We start from the raw sequence: 24,717 nt of genomic DNA on the forward strand, positions 1-24,717 counted from the left end.
GAGTTACGGTGAGCAAATGATCGGACGGAGTGCGCCTTTGGAGAAGGTCGCCAGCAGCAATAACAGCCATTACCATGTGGAATGGCGGTCAGACCGGAGGCGCTTCAGCTTTACGGGCTGCTCGATAGCGCGATTGGAAACGTTAAGGCGAGCGGCGATCCGTCGTCGACCGTCGGCATGCTCAACAGTGGGCAGATCACGTCGTTCTACGGCATGCGCGGCAGCGAGGACCTGGGCGGCGACGTGAAGGCCGGGAGGCCTGAAGCGCCAACGAAGTGCATGCCTCTCTGGACGGTATCCGCCGTCGTACGAAGGTCCAACGCGCCTGGGTCTTCCGTGATTTAATCTGGCCCTATATAAATCGGGGACATGGCCGTATGGTCACGAACTTTTCGTGTCGCCACCATTGAGAAAAATATTCGGCAGCTATGACCTCAGCGAATACCGATCTTTTGCGAACACGGCCTTCTATCAAGGCGCTCCTGGTGTTCAATACCGTTGCGAAACATATGAATTTCCTTCGGGCCGCCGAAGAACTCCACATGACTTAGAGCGCGTCGGGTCGGCAGGTGAAGGCGCTTGAGGAACATCTGGGTGTCGTGCTGTTCAAACGTGGTCCCCGTGGTCTGTCATTCACCCAGGAGGGCGATCTGCTGTATGACTACTCCCAGCGAGCATTCGATACGCTCGGGACGGGTGTGCGGCACCTATCGGTCAGCGCTGGAAGGGAGACGCTGGTCGTTTCCGTAGCACGAAGCTTTGCCGACTGCGTGCTTTGCAGGAGAATCGGTGGCTTTGTGAAGTCGAATCCGTGGATTGATCTCAGGCTTGACGTTCACCGTTACTTTGCAGACCTGGAGTCTTCCGGGGTGGATATCTCCATTCGACTCGGAGGTGGCTTATGGGATGGGTATCGCACGCTTGCGATCAGCGACGACAGCGTCGGTGCGGTTTGCGCTCCCGATCTCGCTCAGCACTACGAAAAAATAAGGCCGTCTGACGCACTCAAGGAGGGGTTGCTGCTGAGAAACATCGAACGGGATTACTGGCAGAAGCGGCAGGAAAGGGGGAACCTGACGCCTGATCTCGAGGCAAGCCCGGTAATCCGCTTCAACGATTCTGCGCCAATGCTCGAGGCGGCCAAAGGTGGCGTCGGGCTCTGTCTGACGCGGCTTACATTGGCATCGGATTCGTTGGCCGAGGGGGCGCTCAAGAAATTGTGGGACCAAGAGCTTCGCGATGGTCAACGGTACTACGCTGTCTGCGCTAAACGCACAAACGCTCGGCGTGCCGTGGAGCTGTTTATGCAGTGGCTGGAGTCGGAATTCCGATGCTCCGAACTGTAGCGAAAATCTGTTCACTAACCAATACTACGCCTGCGTCGTGGCGTGGCCCTTCCTTTCAGAACTGCGAGCACGACACCGTTTCAGTGCTCAGGAGATTACTTGCCACGCGGCGAAAACCTCCCCCAGGAAGTCGATAAACACGCGGACCTTGTGATCAAGCGTCGCGCGACGCGCATACAACGCATTAAGCTCGAGATCGTGTGTTCGATGCCAGTCCGGAAGCACGATCTCCAGCTCATCATTTGAAAGTCGACCGGACATGATGTGTGTGGAGACAAGCGCGATTCCGCCGCCACTCACTGCCTGACGCAGAACCGTGACCGACTCATTCGTGATCAATACGGGCTTGACCGGAATTTCGACAGCCTCTCCGGCGCTACTGCTCAGTTGCAACGTCAGGCCAGGAATCTCCCTGCCAACAAACAGAATGTCATGCCGTGTCAGATCTAGTGGCGACAACGGTCTTCCCGCCCGATCAAGGTACCCTGGACTCGCGGCAAGCTTCGCGCGCGACCACCCAAGGGGACGTGCAACATACCCTGACTCAGGCAGTGGTCCGGTGCGCAACGCAACGTCAATCCCGTGTTCAATCAGGTCCAGGGGGCTATTGTTATAGATCAGCACGAGTTGGACCTTGGGGTACCGGCTTCGAAATTCGGCGAGCAGCGGCTCCAGCTCAATCAACCCGATCGCATACGGGACCAGGATACGCAGCGTGCCCTCGGGTTCAGTCTTCAGGGCGCGGACCGAGCGCTCGGCCTCCTGCAGGATGCCCTCCGCACGCAGGCAACGTTCGTAAAAATCGTGCCCTGCCTCCGTTACCGAAACCCGGCGGGTGGTTCGATGCAATAGTTGCACCCCCAAATCATCCTCAAGCAGTTTTATCTTGCGGCTTGTCCTGCTAAGCGTTAATCCGAGCTGCGAAGCCGCGCCCGTGAAACTCCCGCGCTCGACAACCCGAAGAAATATCTGGATACTTTCAAGGTCCATTTGAGTAAATTCCATCAGAAAATACGTAGTTATAGTTATTTTCCACCATAATTCTGGGTATCACGCAATTATCCTACCTAGTAAAACAAACACTCGCGCCGGCGTACGATTATCTCAGGGTTTACGCGAACGTATGATCGCGGCATGGAACCCCTGATACTCCTGACGCGCAGGCTCACGGTCATACTGACCAGGCTCAAGGTGGCATTCCCGGCGCCGGCTCCCGGCGCCTTCGCCTTCGCAGTCCGTACAACAGCCGCTTCCCTGATCGCGCTTTACATCGCATTCGAGATGAATCTGGACGAACCCGTATGGGCGGCGACCACCGTCTGGATCGTCGCGCAGGCCAGTCGGGGAATGGGCATATCCAAAAGCCAGTACCGGATCTCCGGCACCGCTATCGGAGCAGTCGTTGCCCTTGCCCTGATCTCGGCCTTTGCACAGACACCCGAACTCCTCCTGCTGGCACTGGCCATGTGGGTGGGCTTATGTACCAGTGCAGCAACGTTTCTGCGGAATTTTCGCGCGTATGCTGCTGTACTGGCCGGCTACACGGCAGCAATCATCTCCATGGGGGCCGCCGCAGATCCCAGACAGGCTTTCGACATTGCCATTGCGCGCTTTCTTTACATTGCAGTGGGCATTCTCACGGAGGCGGCGCTCACAACCATATTCGTACGCGATACAGCTCTGCCCGATCTGCGCGCCAGACTGTTCAGCTATATCCGGCGGGCTGGTGACGTTGCCACACGCACACTGCGACGGGAGCCAACAAGAGACGCCGTTCATCGTCTGTTTTCCGATGCTCTTGGCCTCGATAACGCGGCAGAATATGCCTCAAGTGAATCGTCTGAAGCCCGTCAGGTTACCGGCCATCTGCGCACCGCTACTCTCGCGGTACTGACCGCCAGTGCCGCAGCTCAAACCATCGAGGAGCACCGCAAACGTCACCCTTACTCCCCGGAGCCGCTGATTGAAGAAGCCGCTGCAATGATCGAGCAGCGGAATGTCCCATCAAGTGAGTACGAGTCCCTTATTCATCGAATCGAACAGGCTCTTCTAACGGCGACCAGATCGTCATCTGCATCGGTGACGTCGCGGCTTTTACTTCTTGACAGGATCCACGTTTTATTGACGGCGTTTAAGGAGGCGGGTGAACGCAAGGCGCTCATTGACGAACCGTCTCCGCCCCGATTCATCGTCCGTTACGCTTACCACAATGATGCCATTCTTGCGGTACAGAACGGGTTGCGAGCGTTCATTGCGATGATCGCAGCGTCGACTTTCTGGATGTTGAGCGCCTGGCCATCAGGTGCCGCATTTGTGGCGACCGTCGCCGTCGTGTGTGCCCTGTTTTCCACGCGAACAAATTCGGTACACGGGGCGCTTGGCTTCCTCAAGGGCTCAGCTCTGGCGGCAATCGTTGCCGCGGTTTGCAATTTCGCGCTATTCCCGGCAATTTCAGATTTCATCCCCCTGTGTCTCGTTGTAGCCGTTTTCACGATCACGGCGGGTGTCGCCATGCGCTATCCATCCACGGCAGCAATTGGCAGTGCATTTTCGATCTTCTTCTGGAATTTCACTGCGCTAAATAACACTTCCAGAATCGGTGATGCGGCATTTCTGAATGGCGCGCTTTCAACGTTGCTCGCAATCTCATTCGGTGCGATGGTCTTCATGCTCGTCTTTCCGTATAACCCGTTGGCCAACCGTCGCAGAATGCATCGCGCGGTTCGACGGGATCTGACAGGGATAGCGCGAGAACCATACAAGTGGACTGCAAGCGAGTGGCTCAGTCGTACCGCGGACCGGATGTCACGCGCGCTTACGCTTGCTGACACCCGGTCACGAAAAATTGCGGAAGATGATCTGGGTAATCTGCTCGCGACGTGGACGATCGGCGACTGCGTTCTCAAGCTGGCGTCCCTGCACCTCCAAGGCCAGTCCACCAGGCGGGCGGTCGATGTGATCCGCAAGCGACTTGCGCGTGGACAATTCGCTCGTGCCGCCAGATCATGCGAATCGGCAGCGCATCATCTCCGACTGCAAATGAGAATTCACGACCCCGTGGGACACCCGCTCCTGACAGGTGTTGTTACGCTGGAAAGCATCAGGGACGCGATCAGCGCACATATTGAATTCCTCCAAAGTGAAGTGTGACGCAGGCGCCCTTTCTCCTGAGAATCGTAATACCAGACGACAACCGATTCGTCCGCACCAGTCGAAGCACACGTTTGATCCAGGCGGGCAGGCATGTTTTGGGAACATGCACCGCGTGTCCTCATCGTCGTGCACCAGACCCGGTACTGCGTCAAGGCTGCGGCCAACTGCGTATTGCACTCCGATAGCATCGCGTCATCCCGCATGTCGTCCCTATTGGCGCGACGCCGCGAAGAAGATCCCGAGATCGAAGGTCCGTTTGTTTGATGTGTCGCTGACGCAGCAGATGAGGGGGTGAACACGCAGGATCTCGAGCAGTCTCGGTGAGAGCATGACATACCGGTCGACTCCGCCCTTGCCCTGCTGGACGCGAATGACCACTCGCTGACTGTCTATGTCGCCGACCTTCAGGCGGGTTACTTCCGAAATCCGCAGGCCGCCGGCGTAAGCTGCCATCAGGACCGCACGATACTTCAGGCTGGGAATCGCTTCGAAGAACCGGGAGACCTCTTCGCGGTCCAGGATCACTGGCAGTGTGGCCGGTTTGCTCGACATGATGATGCTGTCGACAATGACGTGGCGTCTGAGCGTGACGGTGTACAGAAACCGCAACGCCGCCGCCGCGGTCACCAGGGTGCTGCGCGACATCCTTCGCCAGGGCAGATCGCTGGGCCTGGCGTACCTCCTCTACCGCGTCAGCGGTTTAGCGTCGGGAGACGGCGGGAGCAGAGGGCGCGCGCCGGCCGCGGCAGGATTCTCTCCGCAGTGCGGAGAGAATCGGGACATCCGGCCATGCGGGCGTGCGCGTTGCGGCGCGGGCCGGTTTCCGCCAGGATGGAGGCGACGCGCGCCCGACCGGCGCGAGCCAGACAAGAACGTTTCCCCGCATGGCCGACCGCCTCGAACTCGTTGCCCTCGCGCTGCCCGCCGACTGCGCACCCGAAAGTCTCCCGCCGTCCGTCGCAGCCTTCATGGCCGCCTGCTGGCCGGGCATGAGCCGCGCCCAATTGATGGATCGGGCGCGGCGCCTCGCCCTGCGCGCCTCGCTGCGGGTACGCCCGGAGCCCGGCCCCGACGGCACACGATTGTATGCGCTGGTCCTCATCATCGGCGGGGTGAAGGCCGAGCTCGTCGCCCATGTGCGTCGTTTGGCGCGTCGCCGCGGCGCCAGGCGCGCGAAGGTGTCGCTGCCGCCGGTGCGGGACGTGAGGCAGGCCGGGCTTTTCTGACCGATTTGATGGAGAGTGGTCTGCGCCTGCGGTGAAGATCGGGCTGCTTTCTGACGCATCGATTCGGCGCCGCTACTGTCTCGAAGGAACTCCGGCCGTCTGTAGTTTCACCTCCGAGACCGGGCGACCGCAGTGCACGCCCAAGCTGAAGAAGCGAACGGCGTTACTGCGAAAGCTCAAGGATGTGTTCAGGCGATATCAGTCACAGCCAGTGGGTCGGGTTGTCGAATTGATCAACCCGGTGCTACGTGGCTGGGCGAACTACTTCGCTATTGGAAATTCCAGTGAGTGCTTCAGCTTCGTGAAAGACTGGGTGGAAAAGAAGATCAGGCGCCACATGCAGCGATCCCGGCAACAACATGGCTTCGGCTGGAAGACGTGGAGTAAGCGGTGGTTGTATGGCGAACTGAAGCTATTCAATGGCTACAAGGTTCGCTACCAGACAGCGTCGAAAGCGTCCCAGGCATGATAGGTCCCGTAAACGTTGACATGAAGCAAACAGGAGAGCGTAGTGCCGGAAAACGGCCCGCTGCGTTCGATGAGGCGGGAGCTGGAAACGTGGCCAGGGCAGCCGGACTGAGGCCCACTGCGAAAGCAGTGAAACTGCCACCGGAGTCTAACGTGCGCGCGCCAGTTCTTGACCCTACAAGACTAGGTGAGAAATCTCGGCATGCGACGTGACGTGGCAGGCAGACTATGCCCATCAATCAAATACGTGAAGTGTAGGCAAATCGAAATTATATAGTAAAAATTCGAAATTGACATTATTTTCCAAATTTATCCGAAATTTAATTTGTCAGAATTCCGTTTGTTATAGGTCGTTTGTGTAAACGACTCTCGCTCTGAAATAATTTTTCAAGAATTATTCGAGGTGATAACGGGAATATGCAAATAAATCAGTTGCTTGGTCGTGTGAAATGTATCCGGTTCGCATAACACCATAATCCGCTGTCAATTTGGATATTTGAGAGGCTATCACGTTAATTTCAATTTTCAATTGGACGATAACTGATCCTTTTCGTTTAATTGACCGGCGTTTTAGGTAGTCAAACATTTACGCTGGAGAGCAACCGAAATGTCAGAAAAAGCGAAGCGAATCGCGAAGAGTCTCGTGGCCGCAGGCTGCGCCGTAATGATGTCGTCACCCTATGCGGCCGATATGACGCGCGATAACGGATCACCGGTTGGAGACAACGAGAACTCGCAGACCGCCGGACCAGAAGGCCCAGATATGCTGCAAGACTCGCACCTGATCGAGAAACTGCAGCGTTTCGATCGCGAGCGCATTCCCGAGCGTGTTGTGCACGCGCGCGGCACCGGCGCTTTCGGCGACTTCGTGAGCACCGCAGATATCAGCGACCTGTCGATCGCTCAGGTGTTCAAGCCAGGCACGAAAACGCCAGTTTTTGTTCGCTTTTCGACGGTGATGGGCTATCGCGGCTCGCCGGAACAGGCGCGTGACCCGCGTGGCTTCGCAATCAAGTTCTATACGACCCAAGGGAATTGGGACCTCGTGGGCATCAACTGGCCGATTTTCTTTATCCGCGATGCGATCAAGTTTCCGGACTTCGTCCATGCGAACAAACCGAGCGCCGTGACAGGCGTGCAGGATGCGAACCTCGCGTTCGATTTCTTCGCGCACACGCCTGAAGCGACGAACATGCTCACGCATCTGTACACCGACGAAGGCATGCCGGATTCGTATCGCCACATGGACGGCTTTGGCGTGCACGCGTTCAAGCTCGTCAATGCGCAGGGCCAGGTGCACTATGTGAAGTTCCACTTCAAGAGCGAGCAGGGCGTGCATGGTATTCGCCCGCAGGATATCCCCAATTCGATTGGTGCCGACTGGAACCTGATGACGAACGATCTGTACCACGCGCTGAGAACGGGTGACGATCCGAAGTGGGACCTGTATATTCAGGTACTGAATCCGCAGGATCTGAACAAGTTCGACTATGATGCGCTCGACGACACGAAGATCTGGAGCAACGTGCCCGAACGCAAGATCGGCACCATGACGCTCAACCGCGTGCCGGATAACTACTTCGATACCACTGAGGAATCGGCGTTTGCACCTTCGCGCATGGTACCGGGCATCGAGCCGTCCGAGGACCGCATGCTGCAAGGCCGGATGTTTGCGTACGCGGATACGCAGATGTATCGCCTCGGCGCGAACTTCAACAGCCTGCCTATCAATCGACCGCGTGTGCCGGTTGTGAACAACAACCAGGACGGCAAGATGAATTTCGGCGAGCGCAAAGGAGAGGTGAACTATGAGCCCTCCACTCTCGGCGAGATCCCGCAGGACCCACGCTACAAGTACGTGCAGACGCCACTTTCCGGCACGACTCAGCAGATGACGATCCACAAGACGTTCGACTTCCAGCAGGCGGGTGAGTACTACCGCACGCTGTCCGATCAGGACAAGCAGGATCTGGTGACGGCGCTTTCCGCCGACCTAAACCACGTGACCAATGACACGAACAAGTACACGATGCTCTCGTACTTTTACAAAGCCGATGCCGACTACGGCACTCGTCTCGTGAGTGCGACGCACGCGAACTTGTCACGCGTGAAAATGCTTGCGTCAAATCTTTCGGATAACTAATTGAAAGAGAAAGCGGAGGCAGCACGATTGCCTCCGACACCTTGAATTGTTCCGCATATTCAAGCGGAGGATCGACACAATGAAGCCGTTCCGACCCATTCTGATGCGTGCGCTCTGCGTCGCTGCACTAGCCTTCGCAGCTGCTGCCGCGGCGGGTTGCGCATCGACGCCGATGCCCGTGCTGCCCGTGGCTGAGACTTCGGGCGCGCATCCGGACCTGCGCCGCTACGACGATGAATGGTTCGATGCGGCGCGCGTAGGACGCGTCGATATTCTGCAGGCGCTCGTCGCTGCAGGCTATCCGATCGACGCGACCACGCGCGATGGCTATACTGCAGTGATACTCGCGGCATACCGGCATCAGCCGGATGCGCTGGAGTATCTGCTGCGCGCGGGTGCCAATGCGTGCATTGGCGACCAGCACGGCAACACCGCACTGATGGGCGTCATCTTCAAGGGCGATACGGTGCTGGCCGAACGTCTGATCAAAACGCGCTGCCCGATCGACGAGGCCAACAAAGCTGGCGAAACGGCACTTTCCTTCGCTGCCTTGTTCGGACGCGTCGACCTGGTGCCGCAACTTGTTGCCCGCGGGGCGCATCTAGAGCATGTCGACACACTCGGCCGGACCGCGTTGCAAATCGCAGTCCAGCAAGGCAACGCCGCGACCGTTGCCGCTTTGGAAAATGTCGGAGCCCAACACGTCCCAGGTCAGGCGCTCTACAACCACCCTTGAAACTTATGCTGAGACGACATCGTGGCATCCACACAGGAATTCAGGCGATATCGCTAACCTCGAAGACGAGCGTCATAGCGCGGCGCTCTATGACATGCTCGCGCATGTCGAGAACGACGGCGCGCGCGCACTCGTTTTCGGCGATGTGGCCGCATCGGAGTAGGCCCAAGCAAAAGCAGGTCACCCAGCAAACGGTTTCGAAGTGGCGGGCGCGGTTCGTGATCCACCGTCTGGACGGACTGCTCGATGCACCTCGGCCTGGGGCGCCGAGAACGATCAATGACGCGCGCGTCGATGCAGTCATCGCAAAAACGCTTGAGTCCGTGCCTGTCGGAGCGACGCACTGGAGCACGCGCACGATGGCTCGTGAGATGAAGCTGTCGCAGACGGCAGTCACGCGGATCTGGCGTGCTTTCGGCCTGCAGCCGCAACGGCAGGAAACGTTCAAGCTCTCCAGCGATCCGATGTTCGTCGATAAGGTGCGAGATATCGTCGGGCTTTACCTGGACCCGCCGCTCAAGGCAATGGTGCTGTGTGTGGACGAGAAGAGCCAGATTTAGGCGCTGGACCGCACGCAACCCATGTTGCCGTTGGCACCCGGCAACCCTGAACGACGCACCCACGATTACATGCGCCACGGCACGACAACCTTGTTCGCGGCGCTGGACATTGCTACCGGTGAAGTGATCGGCGAGATACATTGACGCCATCGCAGCAGCGAATTCCTGCGCTTTCTCCGCACCATCGAGGCCACCGTGCCGTCTTACCTGGATGTCCATCTGGTTATGGACAACTACGGTACGCACAAAACGCCCGCGATCAAAGCCTGGTCGCTCGTCATCCTCGCTTCCATGTTCACTTCACGCCCACCTCCGCGTCGTGGCGTAACCAGGTGGAACGCTGGTTCGCCGCGCTGAAAAATACCTTCGACGCGGTACGCACCGCTCGACACGTCAACTCGAAGATGCGATCCGTCATTACCTGGACGTCCATAACGCTCATCCGCAACCGTTTGTCTGGAGCAAGTCGGCCGATGACATTCTGGCGAGCCTCAAACGGTTTTGTGCGCGGGTCCGAAACGCCACGGGAGACGCACCATGAATATCAATACCGATGCAATCGATGAGGTCGCCCTGGCACTTCTCTACCTGACCCTGCACGACCGATACCGCGCGTGGAAGGGATTCGACCGGGATGTGCTGAACCGGCTCTACGAACGAGGCTTCATCGAAGACCCGGTCAACAAGACGAAGTCCGTGATCTTTACCGAAGAAGGATTGCGCGGGTCCGAGCGGCTCTTCAATCAGCATTTCGTCATTCCGAAGAAGAGAGAAAATTGATTCAACGAACGTCTAACTCACGACACGAGGCATCCGCATTACGGACGACCTTGGAATATCCGAGCCGATAGTCCCTGTTAGGGATCGCCTGCCACCCACCAGAACCCGTGACGATCCAAATAGGGCGCATCATTGCGACCGGCGGAGTTTAGGCCGGGTCTGTGTGTTCAGGGTCACGATCACGCAAGCGCGAAGCTTTTCCTCCTTACGGCATCAACCTGTGCGTTCCCGGTCTCACGGCAGACGAGGGCCTGCTTGAGCAGGGGTGTTTCGAACGAGTGATTGGTGCTCCTCGCGAAATCGGTGCGCGTCAGTCGCCACCTGCGGGCGACGGAACGAACCTGCCCTTTCTCGCAGTTGATCTTTCGTCTGAGAAAACCGAAAAAGAGATATGGCTGAAGCGTGATCCCTCTGCCGCAATTGAAGGCTGCCACGAACCGGTAAAGAAGTCTTTAAAGCCCATTTCGCATGGACCGGACAATGTAGAGGGCATAGTCGTCAAGATGCGGGCATGAGCACTTGAGGCAGGGAGCATCATGAAGGAACTCAATCCATGGACAGTCACGACTACGGAGAGTGCGTCGCTCATGCGATCGGATAGTGCCGCTCCCGATCAACGTTTGCAGTTGGCCGAAGCCGAAGTGTGCCGGCTGACACGGTGCGTTGAAATGAAGGACCGGCAACTCTGCGAGCTACGTAAGGCGCTTGCACATTCTGCGACCGTGCATTATTCGTTTGAGAGCCGGCTGCAGCGCGAACTCGATGCGTTGCGGGTCATGATGCCGGTGAACGGGTTCGGTGAGCGTTCAGACAGGCCTGCAGGCGAGCGGACAGAGTGGGTCGTAGTGAAGCTGCCCTACATGACATCGATCCTTTCTGTGTTGTTCGACGCGATGTGCACGTTCTGGACGGATTGCGATCTCGACCGTCTTCCGAAGTCGGCGACCGTCGCGCGCGCCATAGACGAGCGCCTGGGCTTGAGTGCGCAACAGAATGGAGAAGCTTCTCGCAGCGGCCAGGCCTACGCTTCGGCGATCAGGCCGGACTGGGTGAAAGAGGCCGACAACCGCCACCGTTACCGGCCTTCAGTGGTGCGCTGATGCGAGGCGTGAGTCGCCCACGCTGTCGTTCTCGGGGGGCGCTGTCGGAGAGGTTGACGTGCATATCGCGCGAGTCCAGCCGAGAAGCGGCGCTCACTTCGAATGGGTGGAAATGATCTGACATGTCAGGCAAGGGGTTGCCCCAGTTGTCCGTAGCAGGTGATTTCGTACAGAAGTGCCTGAGGGTCGCGCTGGAGTCTTTTGAACAGGGCGGCGTCCACATCGATTGAGCACGCAACGATATGTGCGCGCTTTGACGCGGCGACATTGCCCATATTGTGCAAATCGAGTCCGAAACGCCGGTACAGGCGTGCAACCGCCGGCGTGACGACGCCGATCACGCGTGTCGCGCCGAACGACTGGGCGAGCGCGATGACGTAGGGGAAAAGGCCCATGCCCGAGCTTGAGCCGGTTCGGTCACGCAGTCCTGACCCTGCGAATCGCGACATCTCCCAAATCGACGGTGATGAAGGTGGCAAACCGCCCGGTTCAACAAGCTGGGGAAAAGCGTCTCGTAGAAGATAGGGGCCAGTGGTGCACATCAGTCGCGCACACCCACAGACCCTGTGGTCGTCGGACATGGCTACCAGATGAACGGTGTTGCCGCCGTCGAATTTATCCCACTCGCTCGTGGCGTCATGTGCCACGCCGGGTATCTTCCACTGTAGACGCTGGACGAAGACCTTGTGACGAAAGTTACCAAGATGGTCACGAACAGGCGATGGTAGGGCATCAAGTCTGCCGGCAACGATGAATGACATGGGCTTCCCCAGGTGTTAGCCGTTGCCACGACGCTATCAGCGGGGCCGCGGCCCGGATACTCAGAGCTTTGGGAGGGTGTATGCTGGCGCGCGCCGGCGCGCGTCGCCTGGACGGCGATGGGCAGGTCGTAGCGTTGAATTCGAAAAAAGGTTCAGGGTTTGATAATGCCCTGCACGGTCGCATGCACCGCGGCGGCTGTCCTGCCGGAGATGTTGAGAGCCTGCATCGCTTCCTTGATATGGAAGTCAACGGTATAGTGCGAGCACCTGAGGATCTCGCCAATTTCGGCCGAGGTTTTTCCGCGAGCAACCCACGTCAGGCATTCGATCTGACGCGGTGTAAGCAGGTGTGCTGCTCTGGTTGAGCGGATCAGCGCGAGACGATGAAGTTCGAAGTTAAACTGCGCACTGATCAGGTATGCCATGCGGGAATTTGCCGCGTTGTTCACGGAATGCACGGGGCCCGAGAGGTTGAACAGCAGGATACTTCCGTCGGGTTGATGGACAGGGACACTGAGTCCCGCCGATAGGCCGGCTTCTCCTGCTTCTTCGAGCAGATGACGCTCAGCCTTGCTCATGCCGATGATGTCGTGCCACCTGTAGGGGGCCGATTGAAGGAACGCAGCGCGATGAACGGGGTCTGTGGATGCGTAATCCCGATATTGGTAGTGGCGTACCCACTCCTGCGGATAGTGTGAGCCGATCACTTCGAGCGCCGTTTTCCAGGTACAGGTTGAACGGCTTCGGCTGACACGACTGATCACGTAGTGTGGAAAACCTAGTTTCCCCGCTGAATGCGCGAAAGACTTGACGAGTGAAGGAATGTCGGTTGCTGATGCAAAGCACATGGCCGGCACCAGCCCGGCAGCCAGAAGGGCATCTGGCGTGGCGGACGACAGGTGCTGGCGCTCGTTTGAACGGCGTCGAGAGACGTGTTTCATGTTCGCTATCCCGGCGGTGCCCCACGGGGTCTGGAAAGCGGGCTCCGCATGGGCACAGGCCCGCGCGCAACGACTGAGCGTTCCATGCGGTGCGCGCTTCCAGGATTGACGGGGCTATCAAAGGCCACCTGCGGTTGCCCGCCGATGATGACAGCGGTTATGGCCGCGATGCATGCTATGCGCCCACCCGAACGCATTCATGATTCATTGTATGCGGTGGACCGCGCGTGACTATTGAGGTCCATGCAAAGCTGATCCGCTTCTTCTGTAAATCTTGGGTAAATGGCATTGTCCGTGTTCTGGATTTCTCTGCCGTTATTGCACTATTCGAAGCTGAGCGACCATAAAGACGAAGCCGGAAATTTTTAGTTCAAGGCGGCGCCGATTCCGGAGCAGCCTCAAACATGAAAACCGTCGTGGATAAGAGGTATTCGGGAGAGCGGGCAGCATCTCGTTCCCGAGATCCGCGAAACAGTCCGCATCCGTGAGCAGCCTGAGTACTCGCGCCTCTTTCACCTCACTGGTAGTGAGGCGAAAGAAGAAGGTGCGGCGCGCGCCGGCGAGCCCGCTCCAGACACACAACAGGGCTGGAATCATATAGGAATCAGCCATGCGCGAATTCGGGCGTAGCATCCTTGCACGGAGTGGGGCGTCGCAAGGGAGCCGGGACGGATGTGAATCGGTGATGATCCTTCAGGCCGAACAGAGTTTCCGGACATGCTCCCGTAGCCAGCGATGCACGGGGTCATGCTCTGAACGTGGATGCCACATCATCGAAACCCTCACTTCCTCCGTCTTGACGGGAAGAGGGAAGGTGTACATGCCGCGCCTTGCTTCAACGGTCTGCCGTTCGAGAACGCTTGCAATCAGATCGGTGGTGCGGGCGACTGAAAGTGCGGATGGAAAACTGGTCACAACGACACTCACGTGACGCTTTAACCCAACGGTTTCCAGCGCTCTATCGATTGGGCCGCTGAACAGGCCGCGTCGGGAAACACTGACGTGGTGTGCTTCGGCATAATCTTTGGCAGAGATTGTTTCCTGGCTGTTCAGCGGGTGACCCACTCGCATGACACCGACGAAACGGTCACGCTGGATCGTTTGCGTCCGGATTTCAGGGCCGGACTCTCCTAAAACGCCGATGTCCAGATCGATCTGTCCATCGCGAAGAGCATTGGGTTTTTTCTCCGCTTTGATGACGAAACTTACGCGCACGCCTGGAGCTTCGCGTGAGACTGCTTCGACCATCTTGCCTCCGTATTGGAATACAAACCCTTCGTTCGCGCGGATACTGAAAACACGGTCAATTTGTTTAAGGTCCGGTTTCTGCGGGACCATGCGGAGCGCTTCAGCACTTTCGAGAACATGGCGGACAGTTTCGCGTAATTCAATCGCCCGAGGTGTGGGAACCAGCGATCGACCCGCGCGGACCAGGATGGGATCGCCAAATATTTCACGAATGCGGCTCAGGGTACGGCTCATCGCGGAGTTGCTCAGGCCCAGACGTTCAGCCGCCCGGCTAACGCTGACTTCTGTCAGCAGCATATCGAGTGATGCCAGGAGATTGAGATCATAAGTGGGGATCATGTCAAAGCCCTGTAATACATGGCGTCGGGCGCAACTATAAGTTCTTATTGGTGCGATTCACAGCATATCATGGCTTTCGTATAGTTGGCGGCAAGCGACGACTATGTGATCCGGTACGACTGGTGAACGGTAATGTTCGCGATGTTTGGGGAGAACCGGATGCTGGATGCCGTGTTCTTCCTGATGAAGGGCATGCGGAAGACTCTCGGCCCCTGGGCTAGCGCAATGCCGTAGGACGTGGTGTGGGTGACGCGATCTCGGATCGGTCTGGGAGGCGTCATCGGGGCAGGAAATTTCGCTGTGTTTAAGTTCAACGGTAGAGAATTGGCGGGAGAGGAGCGTAGCCGTGAGGAATGGCCAATCCACACGAAAGTTCTACGTGACGTCCTGATGTCCACGTTGTTGGACGTGCACATTCATTTCGCACCGCCGCTTTTTTCGCTCTTTTCGCTCCGGATGTAGAACTTGAGGCGGTCATCAATGAGGTGGCCTATCTCGGACTGCTCCAGACAGCATCTGCGATACGAGTTCCCACGAACAGCATCCCATGACGAACTCGCTTCGAAAAGAGCACAGATCGTCGATCCAAATTTGACTACGACATTCTGGAATTTTCACAAACAAAAGACAGGATCAGAAGTGCCGTAGTGAGGCGAGGACGTGATTTCAGCCGATCACCGCGAGATTTTTCAATATTGATGACGCATTTCTAGCCACAGCACGTGAAATATTGTGGCTGCCCTTTGCGTGTGCGGAGCAAATAACAGATGAGCAGACAGACTTCAGCAAACATGGCACCCGTTTCCGGTGGCGAAGCCACGCGTCGCTTGCTGCCTTTTGCTGTGATGGTTTTCCTTGGTTATCTGACAGTTGGCCTGCCGCTCGCCGTCCTGCCGGTCCATGTTCATGACCGTCTTGGCTTCGGGCCGGCGATCGTCGGATGGGTCATGGCGTCTCAGTCCATAGCAACCTTGTTGACACGCCACTTCGGTGGTGTTGTGACCGATACACGCGGTTCTCGGCCCGCAGTGTTGATCGGGATGCTGCTATGTTCCCTCGCGGCTCTGATTTACGGGGCCTCGGTGTGGGCCGGATGCCCGCCCGAGATTGCATTGCTCCTTTTGTTTGTCGGACGGGCTGTTCTAGGTCTCGGTGAAAGTCTGCTAATTACCGGGGCTCTGTCCTGGTGCATTGGTACGGTTGGGGCGCGTTATACGGGGCGGGCGATGGTTTGGGTCGGAATCGCAATGTTCGGTGCAATAGGTGGCGGTGCGCCGCTGGGTTCGGAATTGTTGAAACGGGATGGATTCGGGGCGATGGCTCTGGCTGCCGCCGTCTTACCGTTGCTCGCCTGTTTATTGATGAAAGGGATTGAGCCGATTCCGCCGCACCATGGGAGGCGCCTCGGTTTCTTTAAGGTTGTTGGCCTGATCTGGCCTTATGGCGCGAGCCTTGCCTTGAGCACGATCGGATTTGGCTCGATGTTCGCCTTCCTCGGTCTCGACTATGCCGCGCATCATTGGACGGGCGCACCTCTCGGGCTGATGTCGTTTGGTGCGTCCTACGTTGCGGCGCGGCTGATCTTCGGTGGATTGCCCGATCAACTGGGCGGCCGACGTGTTGCCCGCGTCACGATTCCCTTACAGGTGGCAGGGTTGGTCATTTTGTGGCTTGCCCCTCTTCCCGCGATCGCGCTCGCTGGATGCTCCGTTCTTGGCGCTGGTTACTCACTGACGTTTCCTGCGTTGGGCGTAGAGGCCGTCCGTCATGTGCCGCCTCAGAACAGAGGCGCAGCAATGGGCGCATACGTTGCTTTCGTGGACATAGGATTGGGATTGGCCGGACCGCTCGCCGGTATGGTTGCTGGCCACGTTGGATATCCGCCTGTTTTTTTGCTGGGTGCATGTGCATCGGCAGTGGCTTTCATTTTCGTTCTGCGTCTTCCTGCGCCATAGGAAAATATATTGTGCCTGGAGATAGTTGGCTGCAATGGTAGCCCAATACGGCATCAACATCTGCGATGAGTAATCGCGGTTGCGGAGCATCGTAGTCCGCGTCGCGCGGCCTCGACCTTGGCCTTGGGGGGGGCGGTAACGGCACGCGGACACGTTCTCTCCAGGCGTTGAAGCGAGCGCTTCGTATCCTTCTTTTCGAGCCAACGAGGGCCGGTGCACTGCTTACGGCCGTGGCGTTCGCGAAGCGCGCCTCGCCCGTGCTGGACGGTATGGGCGGATGCCGTGCAGTACACGTCGCTTCTGTCAGTTCGTTGCGCGTTTTGTCAGGCGAATTCGCGACGTGGCAGTCGTCGCGTTTGCCAACGAGAATGCGCGCGTCAGATCCATGTCAGCCAGAGATTCGCGGCGCAGCAATATCGGCGAGTTCAGCGGACCAGCAGCGCTGCTGCCAAAAATCCTCCGGCGCCCCGTGCAAAGAGCAGAAGCGGCTTGCCCGGCACCAGGTCTCGACACTGGGCGAGATTGATGAACGCGTCGCTGACGGTGACGTGGCCGATTCGGGCAAAATTTGCGGCAAACAACCTGTCCTGCGGGATCTGAAGTGAACCAAGCAGGCGGCGCCATGCAGGCAGATCCAGATGGTGTGGCAGGACACGCTGGATGTCGTTCGGTGTGAAATGCGCCTGCTGGATCATCTGCCGGATGAGACTGCGCGCCGTGAAGAAGTGCTGTGCAGCCTGCCCCGGTTCGTCATGGACCAGCACACCCCTCCAGCCTGTGCCCGTGGCGTGCGTGGCGATCGAGAGCAGGCGGTTGACGGCGGCACCGCGCTCGACGAATGCGGCAAACGCACCGTCACCCAGAATGCCCTCGCCCTGCATTAATCTTTCGGATGTCAGCGGCATGACGTCGGCGCCGACAAGCAGGACCCGTTTCATTTGAGGGCGGTTGACGAACATCGCACGAATCACGCGCAGTGCGGCGAGGGCGGATGCGCAATGCTGCTGCGCGAACGAGAAGGCTTCGGCGTTGGTGAAACCGAAGCGGTCACAGAGCAGGCCGGGTAGCGACTGCGGCGGCGGCGCAATGCTGCCCTGAAGCGTGTGTACGTAGATGAGGCAGTCGACTTCACGAGGCGCGATACCGGAGGCAATGAGAAGGCGCTGGATCGCGCTGGCGGCAAGTGCAATTGCAGTCTGCCCGTTCGCACTGCGGTAGCAACGCATCCCGGCCCGCTCGAGGTTCTGCACGGTGGTGATATTTTGCCGGGTTCGTTTGGCCCAGCGCTGGACGTTATCGATGTGTGGGGGAAGATGGAAGGCGAGGTGCGGTATGCCGAGATTGGGGATCATGAGACGGACCGCCCATCGTCTAAGTGATGGAGGAAGGGCGCGCGACGCGCCTCCAGCAACGCGGTGCCGATAAAACCACTGATTCCATAGCCCCAGAGCAGCATGCGATGCGTCCTAAGAAAGGCGACGCGGCTGAGCGTCTGTGCCAGTCGCACAATGGATTCAGCCGCACCGAGATGAATGGCGACTTGATGCAGCACTTTGGCGTCTTGCCGGCCAAAGTGCGCATCTACAGCATCCGCGAGCGACGGTACGCCCGGATGCCCGACAATCTGGTCAATTTCCCCGTGACGAAGGCCGTGTCGCGCGAGGAAAAAGTCGATCATCGATAACAACGTGAACGTCCAGGCATCCGGGATGCCTGCGGTACATCGCCCGATATTGACGGGAACGTGGCGGACCGCCACATCGAGAAGTTGCAGGCCGTTTGTTCCCTGGCCGGCTCTTTCAATGAGCAGGGCACCTGCGGCGTCACCGTGCACGATGCACGGTCCGAAGACTCTGGAAAACGGTGGATACCACTTTTCCGCTGCGACGATCAGTATCGTGTGGGCGTCCGGTTCAGCGACGAGCAGGTCGCTAGCAAGCCGCAACGCGGTGAAGGGCGACGCGCCATGCTGCTGGGAAACCGAAAATGCAAAGCAGGGTGGTCCGACTTCGGCACACAGCCGCCCGGCAACCGTGGCCGACACGTGCTCATCCGGAGTGCTGTGGCAGAACATCACGATGTCGACGGGACGCGCGCCATGCCGACGTACCGAACAGATCCTGTGTGCCACTTTGGCGGCAAGTCCTGACAGATCTGCTCCGGTTTCGACCGGCACCGCGCGGGCAAGGTCGCGCGATGGAAGATCGGGATGCACAGGCAGAAACCCACTGGTTTTCGCGCCTGGCCACGCTTCGAGCCAGTGCCCGTAGTCCGGATGCCACGACCTCACCCACGCATCCCAGCCGGAATGCCCGGTCGCGCGAAGTACTGACTCCATCGCCGTCCATCGGGGCAGCGGTATGGCGTCTGGCACCCAGGCTGTGACTGCGGTGATGACGGGTGGGATCATGCGCCATCCCGGGCTGAACCGGAGCCGTTGGGGAGATCGCCTGGCAGCAGATCGTAGAGGACGCGCCCGAAACGCGATCCCTGCATGACGTGGCAATCGCGCTGCAGGCCGATCGTGCGAAATCCGATCCGTTCGAGCAGGTGCCGCGAGCGCATGTTGCAGTCCACGGCCCATGCCGTGATGCAATGCAACCGGTCGGTTTCGAACGCTTCGCGGAGGAGCATGGTAGAGGCGACAAACGTCATGTTCTGACACGCGGGCCGCCGGTTGTCACGCAGCACCCAGAACGAGCCCGTGCCGAACGAATGTGTCAGATCGCTGACGGCAACCAGTCCGCCAGCGAGCTTGTGGCCCGTGGCACCGAAGACGCGGAGACGATGTCGGCCGGTTTGCATCATGAGCTGCACGGCGAGCACGGGAAGTGTCTGGCGCCCCTGCCCGAAGTCGAACCAGCGGCTGATGTCCGGATCGGCGAGCCATATCGCGATGTCATTGACATCATTGCTGTCCGGTTCACGAAGCCAGCATGAGCTTGACCCCACGTCCGTTTGACGGAATCCTTCCATCGGGTGCGTGGGTGGCTGTGTCTTCCAGTCGTCGCTCATGTCGTACCTTCTGCCGGTGAACGCGTCACGCAGTCGTGGTGAACGCGCGCAGCGCGGCCTCGACCTTCATGAGCAGCAACGCAAACCAGTGCACCGTCTGGAAGCGTGCCGCCGGAGGTAGTCCCTGCACGTAGCCATGACCGCCGCAAAGCTGCACGAGCTCCCGCGCAACGTCGAGAGCCTCCGTGGCAGCGTGGCAGGCCATCAGCCGTACGGGCCCGATCTGCGCCTGCGTTTCCTGTGCTGCGATGGACCGGAGAAAGAGGTGGATGGTGTGGGCTGATATGAGCATGTCGGCGAGCCGCGCAGCGACGAGCTGATGGGCGGCGATCGGCCTGCGGAACGTCTGCCGCGAAGCGCTGTAGGACAGGGCGAAATTCACGCCCTGCTGGACGGCGCCCGAAAGCAGCGCAGCGAGGTAGGTGGCTACGTCGACAAGCCACTGTCGTACCGGATTGCCGTCGGGACTCGCGTCATCGGGCACGACCAGAAGCGGTGTATTGCCTGTCAGTCCGGTGGCGTATCGCTCGATCGAGAGCGAGCCCGCGAGGGCAACCGGGGTGGACTGCGGGCGGTTCTGCCTGGCAGGCAGCGTGACGAGTACGAGTTGTGGACGGTCGCCGTCCATCCGGACCATCATTGCCTGTGAGGATACGTGCTGGCGCAATATCCAGAGACCTGACGCGTCGACGTCAGGGATGCCGGGTGCGATCGATGTCGTTCCGTCAAGGAAGTGCCGGATATCCCGATCGGGTAGCAGGTCGAGTGCGCCGTATTCGCGCAGCGTCATCAGTGCCGCGCTACTGAGTGTCAGTTCTGCAGCGCGCTCGAGTGGGCCCGCTGAGAACTGTTCAATGACCAGTGCAAGGTCGTGCCGGCTCATACCCATACCGCCAGCCTGTTCCGGCAGGATCATGGTTGCGAGGTCAAGCGTAGCGGCGAGCCGTACTGTTTCGTCCCACCGTGCGGCGTCTGGCGGGCCACCCAGCAGTGGTTCGAGGCACTCGTGCGCAAACTGGCTGGCGGTCGCAACCATTCTTCGCTGGTCGTCGTGGAGTGACCAGGATACTGGCGCGAGATCTGCGGTCACAGGTTCATGGAATCGCATGACGTTTCTCCGGGTGTTATGGAGTCAGACGAGCATTTCGACGGGTTCGGGGTGACTGAGGAAATGCACCGGACTCGCCGAACGACCATAGGCACCCGACTGCTTCACCACCACGAAATCCCCGATGTGCGCTTCGGGAAGTTCAACGTCGTCCGCGAGACGGTCGAGCGGTGTGCAGAGGCACCCGACCACGTGACATCGCGCACGTGCCACGGCGTCGGGACGGTTGCCGATTACGACCGGAAAATTCCGGCGCAGGATCTGGCCGAAGTTGCCGGAAGCTGCCAGGTGGTGATGCAGTCCGCCGTCCGTGATGATGAATGTCCTGCCGCGCGACATTTTCCGGTCGATGACGCGGCACACGTAAATGCCGGCCTCCCCGACGAGGTAACGCCCGAGTTCAAGGATCGGCGTCGTTCCGGGCAGACCGTCGCAGAGCCGTGGCAGCCAGTCGTGCATTGCGTCGCAGACAGCTTTCGTGTCGAGCGGTGTTTCGCCCGGAAAGTAGGGGACGCCAAAGCCGCCACCAAGGTTCACGAACCGCAGCGGTCGGGGCAGACCGCTTGCAAGGCGCAGGATGAGATCCGCACTCTGGCGCTGGGCCTCGATGATGGTTGCGGCATGCAGGCACTGCGAGCCCCAGAAGACGTGGAAGCCGGCGAGCGCGATTTCCCGCGTTTCGAGTTCGCGCAGCAATGCCGGAACCTGGTCGACGTCCACGCCGAACGGTGCCGCAGCGCCGCCCATGCGCATGCCGCTGTGTCCGACCTGAAAATCGGGATTGACGCGGATCGCCACGTTGGGCTGCACACCCAGCTCCCATCCGAGCGCTGTCACAAGGCGCAACTGGGTGTCCGACTCGACGTGAACACTGACGCCGCTGGCGACCGCGCGGCGCAAGTCGTCGTGGGATTTGCCTGGCCCGGCAAAGCCGATCGCCGCTGGGGAGGCACCGGCATCGAGCGCCAGCGCCATCTCCTGCGCGGAAGCGACATCGAACCCGTCGACGCGTCCAGCCAGGTAGTGGATCACGGCGGGCATCGGATTTGCCTTGATCGAGTAGTGAAGATGCATGCCGGCGGGCAGCAGGCTGCGCAACTCCTGCACACGCGCGTCAATCGCCGAGCGGTCGTACGCGAAGAAGGGTGTACGCCCGGCGCGGTCGGCCAGCTGACGCACGTCAACACCATTGAACTGCAGTCCTGGCGGGCGCCGGATGAAGGTGAGGCTCATGATGTCTTCTCCCCTGAACCGTGCGCGTTCGGGGCGAGCCCGGACGACGCAACGCCGGATGACTCAATCTCCATACGCAGCGCTGCCCTGTCGAATTTACCATTGGGGTTGCGTGGAATATATGGATAACTAATGATATTGCGGGGAACCATGTAACGCGGCAGGCGCTGTATGCACCAGTCGCGAAGGTCATCGACGTCTGAATTACCGGCCAGGACGACGAGCAGCGCCACTGCTTCGCCAAGCTGGTCGTCCGGGACGCCCAGCGCAACGGCTTCCACGACAAGGCCGCTAGCATGGACCATCTCTTCGATTTCCTCCGGACTGATCCGGTAGCCGGAACTCTTGATCTGGGCGTCGTTGCGGGTGATGAAATAGAGAAACCCTTCGCTGTCGCAGCGCACGAGATCACCCGACCATACCGCCATGTCACGCGGCGCGCCACCGGATTTTGCCTCGGGCGAAGGGCGGTAGCGTTGTGCAGTACGCGCAGCATCGTTCCAGTAGCCGAGTGTGACGCACGCGCCCACGTGTACCAGCTCGCCAGGTTCGCCGGGGGCGCACGGCGTACCGTCCTCATGGACTACCAGGACGCGCGCGTTGGGCACTGCCTTGCCGATCGAGTCGGGCCGACGGCTAACCTCGGCAGGGTCGAGGAACGTCGAGCGGAACGCCTCCGTCAGTCCGTACATCAGGAAGGGGGTGGCCTGCGGAAAGAGTGCCCTCAGCTTTTGCAGTACAGGCAGTGGAAGGCGCCCCCCGGTGTTCGCGAAGTAGCGCAGTCTATTGCGGGCCGCGTCTGGCCAGGTTGCGTTCGTGAGCTGCATCCACAATGGCGGGACCCCCGTGATCGCAGTGATGTGTTCCCGCTCACACGCGAGGACGGCATCGTGTGCCGTAAGGTAGTTGAGCAGCACCGCTGTCGCGCCTGCCGACCACGCCGAGGTCAGCTGGCTCATGCCTGCATCGAAGCTTAGCGGTAGCACGGCGAGTATGCGGTCCGACGGATCGTGCCGCAGATACTCGGCGACGCTCCAGGCGCCTTCGAGCAGGTTCCGGTGGCTGAGCATCACGCCCTTTGGTAATCCCGTTGAGCCGGAGGTATAGAGAAGGGCCGCAAGGTCGGTGTCGACGCACGCGGCAGTCGCAGTCAGGATGGCGTCGTCATCGAGCCGGGTGATGCAAAGGTCTCGCCATCGGTGGATCCTGACTGTGCCCGTCACATCAGAATGCGTCGGGTCTGGTTCATCCACGAGGATTACGTCGACCACCGGCGCAACGCCCTCAGTGCTCAGGGAACGGGCGCGCAAAGCGGAGGTCACGAGACATCTGGCGCCGCTGTCGCGAAGCACGTGGGCCACCTGGCCTGGTTTCAGGAGTGGATTCACCGGAACGAAAACACATCCTGCGGCACAGGCGCCGAGCATCGACACGACGGTCTCCACGCGCTTGTCGAGAAAGATAGCGACGCGTTCGCCCGGCCCGACGCCGAGTGAAGACAAGGCCTGTCCGAACGCGCGGCTGTGCTGCAGTAGCTGGCGGTAGGTGAGTCGGACATCGCCGCAGACGAGCGATTGCGCATTGGGCGTGCGGCGCGTTGACGACTGGACAAGATCAAGGAGATTTCTCATGGCCGGATGACGAGCAGGTTCAGGATCAGTGGCGGATCACCATTGCGCCAAAGCAGCCGGCAAGTCCGCTGGAGAACAGCATGGAACAGGAGCCCGGTTGCCCGCGTGGCGCGGTGTGGAAATTGATGAACGGATCGGCGCCGAACACATGGCCGAAACGTCCGAAATTCGCGGTGAAGAGACGCTCCTGTGGTACGGAAAGCATGGTCATGAGGCGCGACCAGCCAGGCAGGTTCACGTGGTGCGGCAGGACATGGACGAGTTCATTGCCGGTGACGCCGGCCTGTCGCAGTGCTGCGCGCATCGTCGTGAATGCCGACCAGTAGTAACGGTCGTCCGGCACGGGTTGCAGGTCGTCGTCGGTGCCGCGGAAGTAGCGACCGTCCGTATAAAAGTGCAGCCCGACGATGCAGTTGCAGTCGGTGTCGCGCTCCAGCAGGAGCGCGCATGCGCCGTCGCTGTGTAGCGCGAGGTCCTGAATGGCGCGCAGATGGTCGCAGCCCGAACCCATCACGTCCGCGCAGACGACGATCGCGCGCTGGACCGGGCGACCTGCGATGGTGAGCACGCGCAGCACGCGGATGGCGGCCATCGGCGAGACGCAGTTCTGTTGCATCACCGAGAATGCGAGTGCGCGGTCCAGTCCCATGCGGGACTGGATGAACGCTGCCGTGCCGGCAGGCGGTGCCATGACGCTGCTCTGGATCGTGTGGGTGTAGATGAGGGCATCGACGCTTGCCCGTGATGCACCGGTACGCTCGAGCAGGGTGGAGACCGCTTCGCACGCGAGTGCGACCGGTGAGGTTGCTGCGGCGTCGTGGAATTGCTGCACACCGTTGCGCAGCAGCGCGCTGGCGCGAGCCTCGGTAAATCCGCAGTGCCGGGCCCAGGTGTTTGCATCGACCGTCTGGGCCGGGACGCTGAATGCGATACCCGAGAGCGACAGCGCAGTGGGGGTTGCTGGCACCGGCATC

22 protein-coding genes and 2 pseudogenes are annotated in these 24,717 nt (G+C 59.6%); 12 read left to right on the top strand and 12 right to left on the bottom strand.

Going from position 1 to position 24,717, the window contains the following annotated elements; all coding sequences use genetic code 11:
* Positions 1-81 precede the first annotated feature (81 nt).
* From C7411_RS18585 to C7411_RS18590, 3 genes and pseudogenes are all read left to right on the top strand, one after another.
* Entirely contained in the window at positions 82-345 is a 264-nt protein-coding gene (locus C7411_RS18585) for a hypothetical protein (RefSeq protein ID WP_110385685.1), read from the top strand.
* Positions 346-566: 221 nt separating this feature from the next.
* Positions 567-635 (top strand): annotated as a pseudogene (locus C7411_RS38775) (hypothetical protein); the annotation flags it as partial.
* Between the two features lie 63 nt (positions 636-698).
* Positions 699-1,346, top strand: coding sequence for a LysR substrate-binding domain-containing protein (locus C7411_RS18590; protein ID WP_341476964.1), 648 nt, complete (start codon positions 699-701; stop codon positions 1,344-1,346).
* Positions 1,347-1,433: 87 nt separating this feature from the next.
* On the opposite strand, the gene C7411_RS18595 is transcribed toward C7411_RS18590, so the two are convergent.
* Positions 1,434-2,336: a LysR family transcriptional regulator gene (locus C7411_RS18595; RefSeq protein WP_110385683.1), complete on the bottom strand. Its 903-nt coding sequence runs from the start codon at positions 2,334-2,336 to the stop codon at positions 1,434-1,436.
* A gap of 144 nt (positions 2,337-2,480) precedes the next feature.
* Here C7411_RS18595 and C7411_RS18600 point away from each other — a divergent pair, with 144 nt between their 5' ends.
* Complete coding sequence (locus C7411_RS18600; RefSeq protein WP_110385682.1) at positions 2,481-4,496, top strand: FUSC family protein; 2,016 nt, start codon at positions 2,481-2,483, stop codon at positions 4,494-4,496.
* Between the two features lie 213 nt (positions 4,497-4,709).
* On the opposite strand, the gene C7411_RS18605 is transcribed toward C7411_RS18600, so the two are convergent.
* On the bottom strand, positions 4,710-5,144 hold the full coding sequence (locus tag C7411_RS18605; RefSeq protein WP_110385681.1) for a tyrosine-type recombinase/integrase: 435 nt from the start codon (positions 5,142-5,144) through the stop codon (positions 4,710-4,712).
* Positions 5,145-5,383: 239 nt separating this feature from the next.
* On the opposite strand from C7411_RS18605, the gene C7411_RS18610 reads away from it, so the two are divergent.
* The 7 genes and pseudogenes from C7411_RS18610 (at position 5,384) to C7411_RS18640 (ending at position 11,512) form a co-directional block, all read left to right on the top strand.
* On the top strand, positions 5,384-5,725 hold the full coding sequence (locus tag C7411_RS18610; protein ID WP_110385680.1) for a hypothetical protein: 342 nt from the start codon (positions 5,384-5,386) through the stop codon (positions 5,723-5,725).
* 31 nt (positions 5,726-5,756) lie between these two features.
* On the top strand, positions 5,757-6,194 hold the full coding sequence (locus C7411_RS18615) for a group II intron maturase-specific domain-containing protein (RefSeq protein WP_110385679.1): 438 nt from the start codon (positions 5,757-5,759) through the stop codon (positions 6,192-6,194).
* Positions 6,195-6,857: 663 nt separating this feature from the next.
* Positions 6,858-8,336 (top strand): catalase, encoded by a 1,479-nt coding sequence (locus C7411_RS18620; RefSeq protein ID WP_373682611.1) that lies wholly within the window; start codon positions 6,858-6,860, stop codon positions 8,334-8,336.
* Between the two features lie 79 nt (positions 8,337-8,415).
* Positions 8,416-9,072, top strand: a complete 657-nt coding sequence (locus C7411_RS18625) for an ankyrin repeat domain-containing protein (protein WP_110385677.1) — start codon at positions 8,416-8,418, stop codon at positions 9,070-9,072.
* A gap of 149 nt (positions 9,073-9,221) precedes the next feature.
* Positions 9,222-10,173, top strand: a pseudogene (locus C7411_RS18630) (IS630 family transposase); the annotation flags it as partial.
* The gene (locus tag C7411_RS18635) at positions 10,170-10,412 is read left to right on the top strand and encodes a DUF6429 family protein (protein WP_110385676.1); all 243 of its coding nucleotides are present in this window, start codon (positions 10,170-10,172) and stop codon (positions 10,410-10,412) included. The pseudogene C7411_RS18630 and the gene C7411_RS18635, both read left to right, overlap by 4 nt.
* A gap of 536 nt (positions 10,413-10,948) precedes the next feature.
* Positions 10,949-11,512: a hypothetical protein gene (locus C7411_RS18640; RefSeq protein WP_110385675.1), complete on the top strand. Its 564-nt coding sequence runs from the start codon at positions 10,949-10,951 to the stop codon at positions 11,510-11,512.
* A gap of 125 nt (positions 11,513-11,637) precedes the next feature.
* On the opposite strand, the gene C7411_RS18645 is transcribed toward C7411_RS18640, so the two are convergent.
* The 3 genes from C7411_RS18645 to C7411_RS18660 all read right to left on the bottom strand — a co-directional run bounded on the left by C7411_RS18645 (position 11,638) and on the right by C7411_RS18660 (position 14,801).
* Entirely contained in the window at positions 11,638-12,273 is a 636-nt protein-coding gene (locus tag C7411_RS18645; protein ID WP_110385674.1) for an acyl-homoserine-lactone synthase, read from the bottom strand.
* Positions 12,274-12,425: 152 nt separating this feature from the next.
* Positions 12,426-13,214: a helix-turn-helix transcriptional regulator gene (locus tag C7411_RS18650; RefSeq protein ID WP_110385673.1), complete on the bottom strand. Its 789-nt coding sequence runs from the start codon at positions 13,212-13,214 to the stop codon at positions 12,426-12,428.
* A 693-nt stretch (positions 13,215-13,907) separates the two neighbouring features.
* Positions 13,908-14,801 carry a LysR family transcriptional regulator gene (locus C7411_RS18660; protein WP_110385671.1) on the bottom strand — a complete coding sequence of 298 codons (894 nt, stop codon included), beginning with the start codon at positions 14,799-14,801 and terminating at the stop codon, positions 13,908-13,910.
* Positions 14,802-15,568: 767 nt separating this feature from the next.
* Between C7411_RS18660 and C7411_RS18665 the strand changes: the two genes are divergently transcribed.
* Positions 15,569-16,756, top strand: coding sequence for an MFS transporter (locus tag C7411_RS18665; RefSeq protein ID WP_110385670.1), 1,188 nt, complete (start codon positions 15,569-15,571; stop codon positions 16,754-16,756).
* A gap of 425 nt (positions 16,757-17,181) precedes the next feature.
* On the opposite strand, the gene C7411_RS18670 is transcribed toward C7411_RS18665, so the two are convergent.
* From C7411_RS18670 to C7411_RS18700, 7 genes are read right to left on the bottom strand one after another with little or no spacing between them, the layout of a single operon-like run.
* Entirely contained in the window at positions 17,182-18,108 is a 927-nt protein-coding gene (locus C7411_RS18670; protein ID WP_110385669.1) for a 3-oxoacyl-[acyl-carrier-protein] synthase III C-terminal domain-containing protein, read from the bottom strand.
* Positions 18,105-19,166: a beta-ketoacyl-[acyl-carrier-protein] synthase family protein gene (locus tag C7411_RS18675; protein WP_110385668.1), complete on the bottom strand. Its 1,062-nt coding sequence runs from the start codon at positions 19,164-19,166 to the stop codon at positions 18,105-18,107. The genes C7411_RS18670 and C7411_RS18675 overlap by 4 nt, the downstream gene beginning before the upstream one ends.
* Positions 19,163-19,771 carry a GNAT family N-acetyltransferase gene (locus tag C7411_RS18680; protein ID WP_110385667.1) on the bottom strand — a complete coding sequence of 203 codons (609 nt, stop codon included), beginning with the start codon at positions 19,769-19,771 and terminating at the stop codon, positions 19,163-19,165. The genes C7411_RS18675 and C7411_RS18680 overlap by 4 nt, the downstream gene beginning before the upstream one ends.
* A gap of 25 nt (positions 19,772-19,796) precedes the next feature.
* On the bottom strand, positions 19,797-20,879 hold the full coding sequence (locus C7411_RS18685) for an acyl-CoA dehydrogenase family protein (RefSeq protein ID WP_110385666.1): 1,083 nt from the start codon (positions 20,877-20,879) through the stop codon (positions 19,797-19,799).
* Positions 20,880-20,903: 24 nt separating this feature from the next.
* On the bottom strand, positions 20,904-22,112 hold the full coding sequence (locus C7411_RS18690; RefSeq protein ID WP_110385665.1) for a pyridoxal-dependent decarboxylase, exosortase A system-associated: 1,209 nt from the start codon (positions 22,110-22,112) through the stop codon (positions 20,904-20,906).
* The gene (locus C7411_RS18695) at positions 22,109-23,743 is read right to left on the bottom strand and encodes an acyl-CoA ligase (AMP-forming), exosortase A system-associated (RefSeq protein ID WP_110385664.1); all 1,635 of its coding nucleotides are present in this window, start codon (positions 23,741-23,743) and stop codon (positions 22,109-22,111) included. Before C7411_RS18695 ends, C7411_RS18690 begins: the two co-directional genes overlap by 4 nt.
* Before the next feature lie 25 nt (positions 23,744-23,768).
* Positions 23,769-24,716 carry a ketoacyl-ACP synthase III family protein gene (locus tag C7411_RS18700; protein WP_110385663.1) on the bottom strand — a complete coding sequence of 316 codons (948 nt, stop codon included), beginning with the start codon at positions 24,714-24,716 and terminating at the stop codon, positions 23,769-23,771.
* Position 24,717 lies beyond the last annotated feature (1 nt).

The organism is Paraburkholderia silvatlantica (genome assembly GCF_003096715.1).
Lineage (GTDB): Bacteria > Pseudomonadota > Gammaproteobacteria > Burkholderiales > Burkholderiaceae > Paraburkholderia > Paraburkholderia silvatlantica.

Excerpts from the sequence above, each read along its gene's own strand:
- C7411_RS18585 (WP_110385685.1), top strand. The coding sequence starts at position 82 with ATGGCGGTCAGACCGGAGGCGCTTCAGCTTTACGGGCTGCTCGATAGC.
- C7411_RS18595 (WP_110385683.1), bottom strand. The coding sequence starts at position 2,336 with ATGGACCTTGAAAGTATCCAGATATTTCTTCGGGTTGTCGAGCGCGGG.
- C7411_RS18600 (WP_110385682.1), top strand. The coding sequence starts at position 2,481 with ATGGAACCCCTGATACTCCTGACGCGCAGGCTCACGGTCATACTGACC.
- C7411_RS18605 (WP_110385681.1), bottom strand. The coding sequence starts at position 5,144 with ATGTCGCGCAGCACCCTGGTGACCGCGGCGGCGGCGTTGCGGTTTCTG.
- C7411_RS18610 (WP_110385680.1), top strand. The coding sequence starts at position 5,384 with ATGGCCGACCGCCTCGAACTCGTTGCCCTCGCGCTGCCCGCCGACTGC.
- C7411_RS18620 (WP_373682611.1), top strand. The coding sequence starts at position 6,858 with ATGATGTCGTCACCCTATGCGGCCGATATGACGCGCGATAACGGATCA.
- C7411_RS18625 (WP_110385677.1), top strand. The coding sequence starts at position 8,416 with ATGAAGCCGTTCCGACCCATTCTGATGCGTGCGCTCTGCGTCGCTGCA.
- C7411_RS18635 (WP_110385676.1), top strand. The coding sequence starts at position 10,170 with ATGAATATCAATACCGATGCAATCGATGAGGTCGCCCTGGCACTTCTC.
- C7411_RS18640 (WP_110385675.1), top strand. The coding sequence starts at position 10,949 with ATGAAGGAACTCAATCCATGGACAGTCACGACTACGGAGAGTGCGTCG.
- C7411_RS18645 (WP_110385674.1), bottom strand. The coding sequence starts at position 12,273 with ATGTCATTCATCGTTGCCGGCAGACTTGATGCCCTACCATCGCCTGTT.
- C7411_RS18650 (WP_110385673.1), bottom strand. The coding sequence starts at position 13,214 with ATGAAACACGTCTCTCGACGCCGTTCAAACGAGCGCCAGCACCTGTCG.
- C7411_RS18660 (WP_110385671.1), bottom strand. The coding sequence starts at position 14,801 with ATGATCCCCACTTATGATCTCAATCTCCTGGCATCACTCGATATGCTG.
- C7411_RS18665 (WP_110385670.1), top strand. The coding sequence starts at position 15,569 with ATGAGCAGACAGACTTCAGCAAACATGGCACCCGTTTCCGGTGGCGAA.
- C7411_RS18670 (WP_110385669.1), bottom strand. The coding sequence starts at position 18,108 with ATGATCCCCAATCTCGGCATACCGCACCTCGCCTTCCATCTTCCCCCA.
- C7411_RS18675 (WP_110385668.1), bottom strand. The coding sequence starts at position 19,166 with ATGATCCCACCCGTCATCACCGCAGTCACAGCCTGGGTGCCAGACGCC.
- C7411_RS18680 (WP_110385667.1), bottom strand. The coding sequence starts at position 19,771 with ATGAGCGACGACTGGAAGACACAGCCACCCACGCACCCGATGGAAGGA.
- C7411_RS18685 (WP_110385666.1), bottom strand. The coding sequence starts at position 20,879 with ATGCGATTCCATGAACCTGTGACCGCAGATCTCGCGCCAGTATCCTGG.
- C7411_RS18690 (WP_110385665.1), bottom strand. The coding sequence starts at position 22,112 with ATGAGCCTCACCTTCATCCGGCGCCCGCCAGGACTGCAGTTCAATGGT.
- C7411_RS18695 (WP_110385664.1), bottom strand. The coding sequence starts at position 23,743 with ATGAGAAATCTCCTTGATCTTGTCCAGTCGTCAACGCGCCGCACGCCC.
- C7411_RS18700 (WP_110385663.1), bottom strand. The coding sequence starts at position 24,716 with ATGCCGGTGCCAGCAACCCCCACTGCGCTGTCGCTCTCGGGTATCGCA.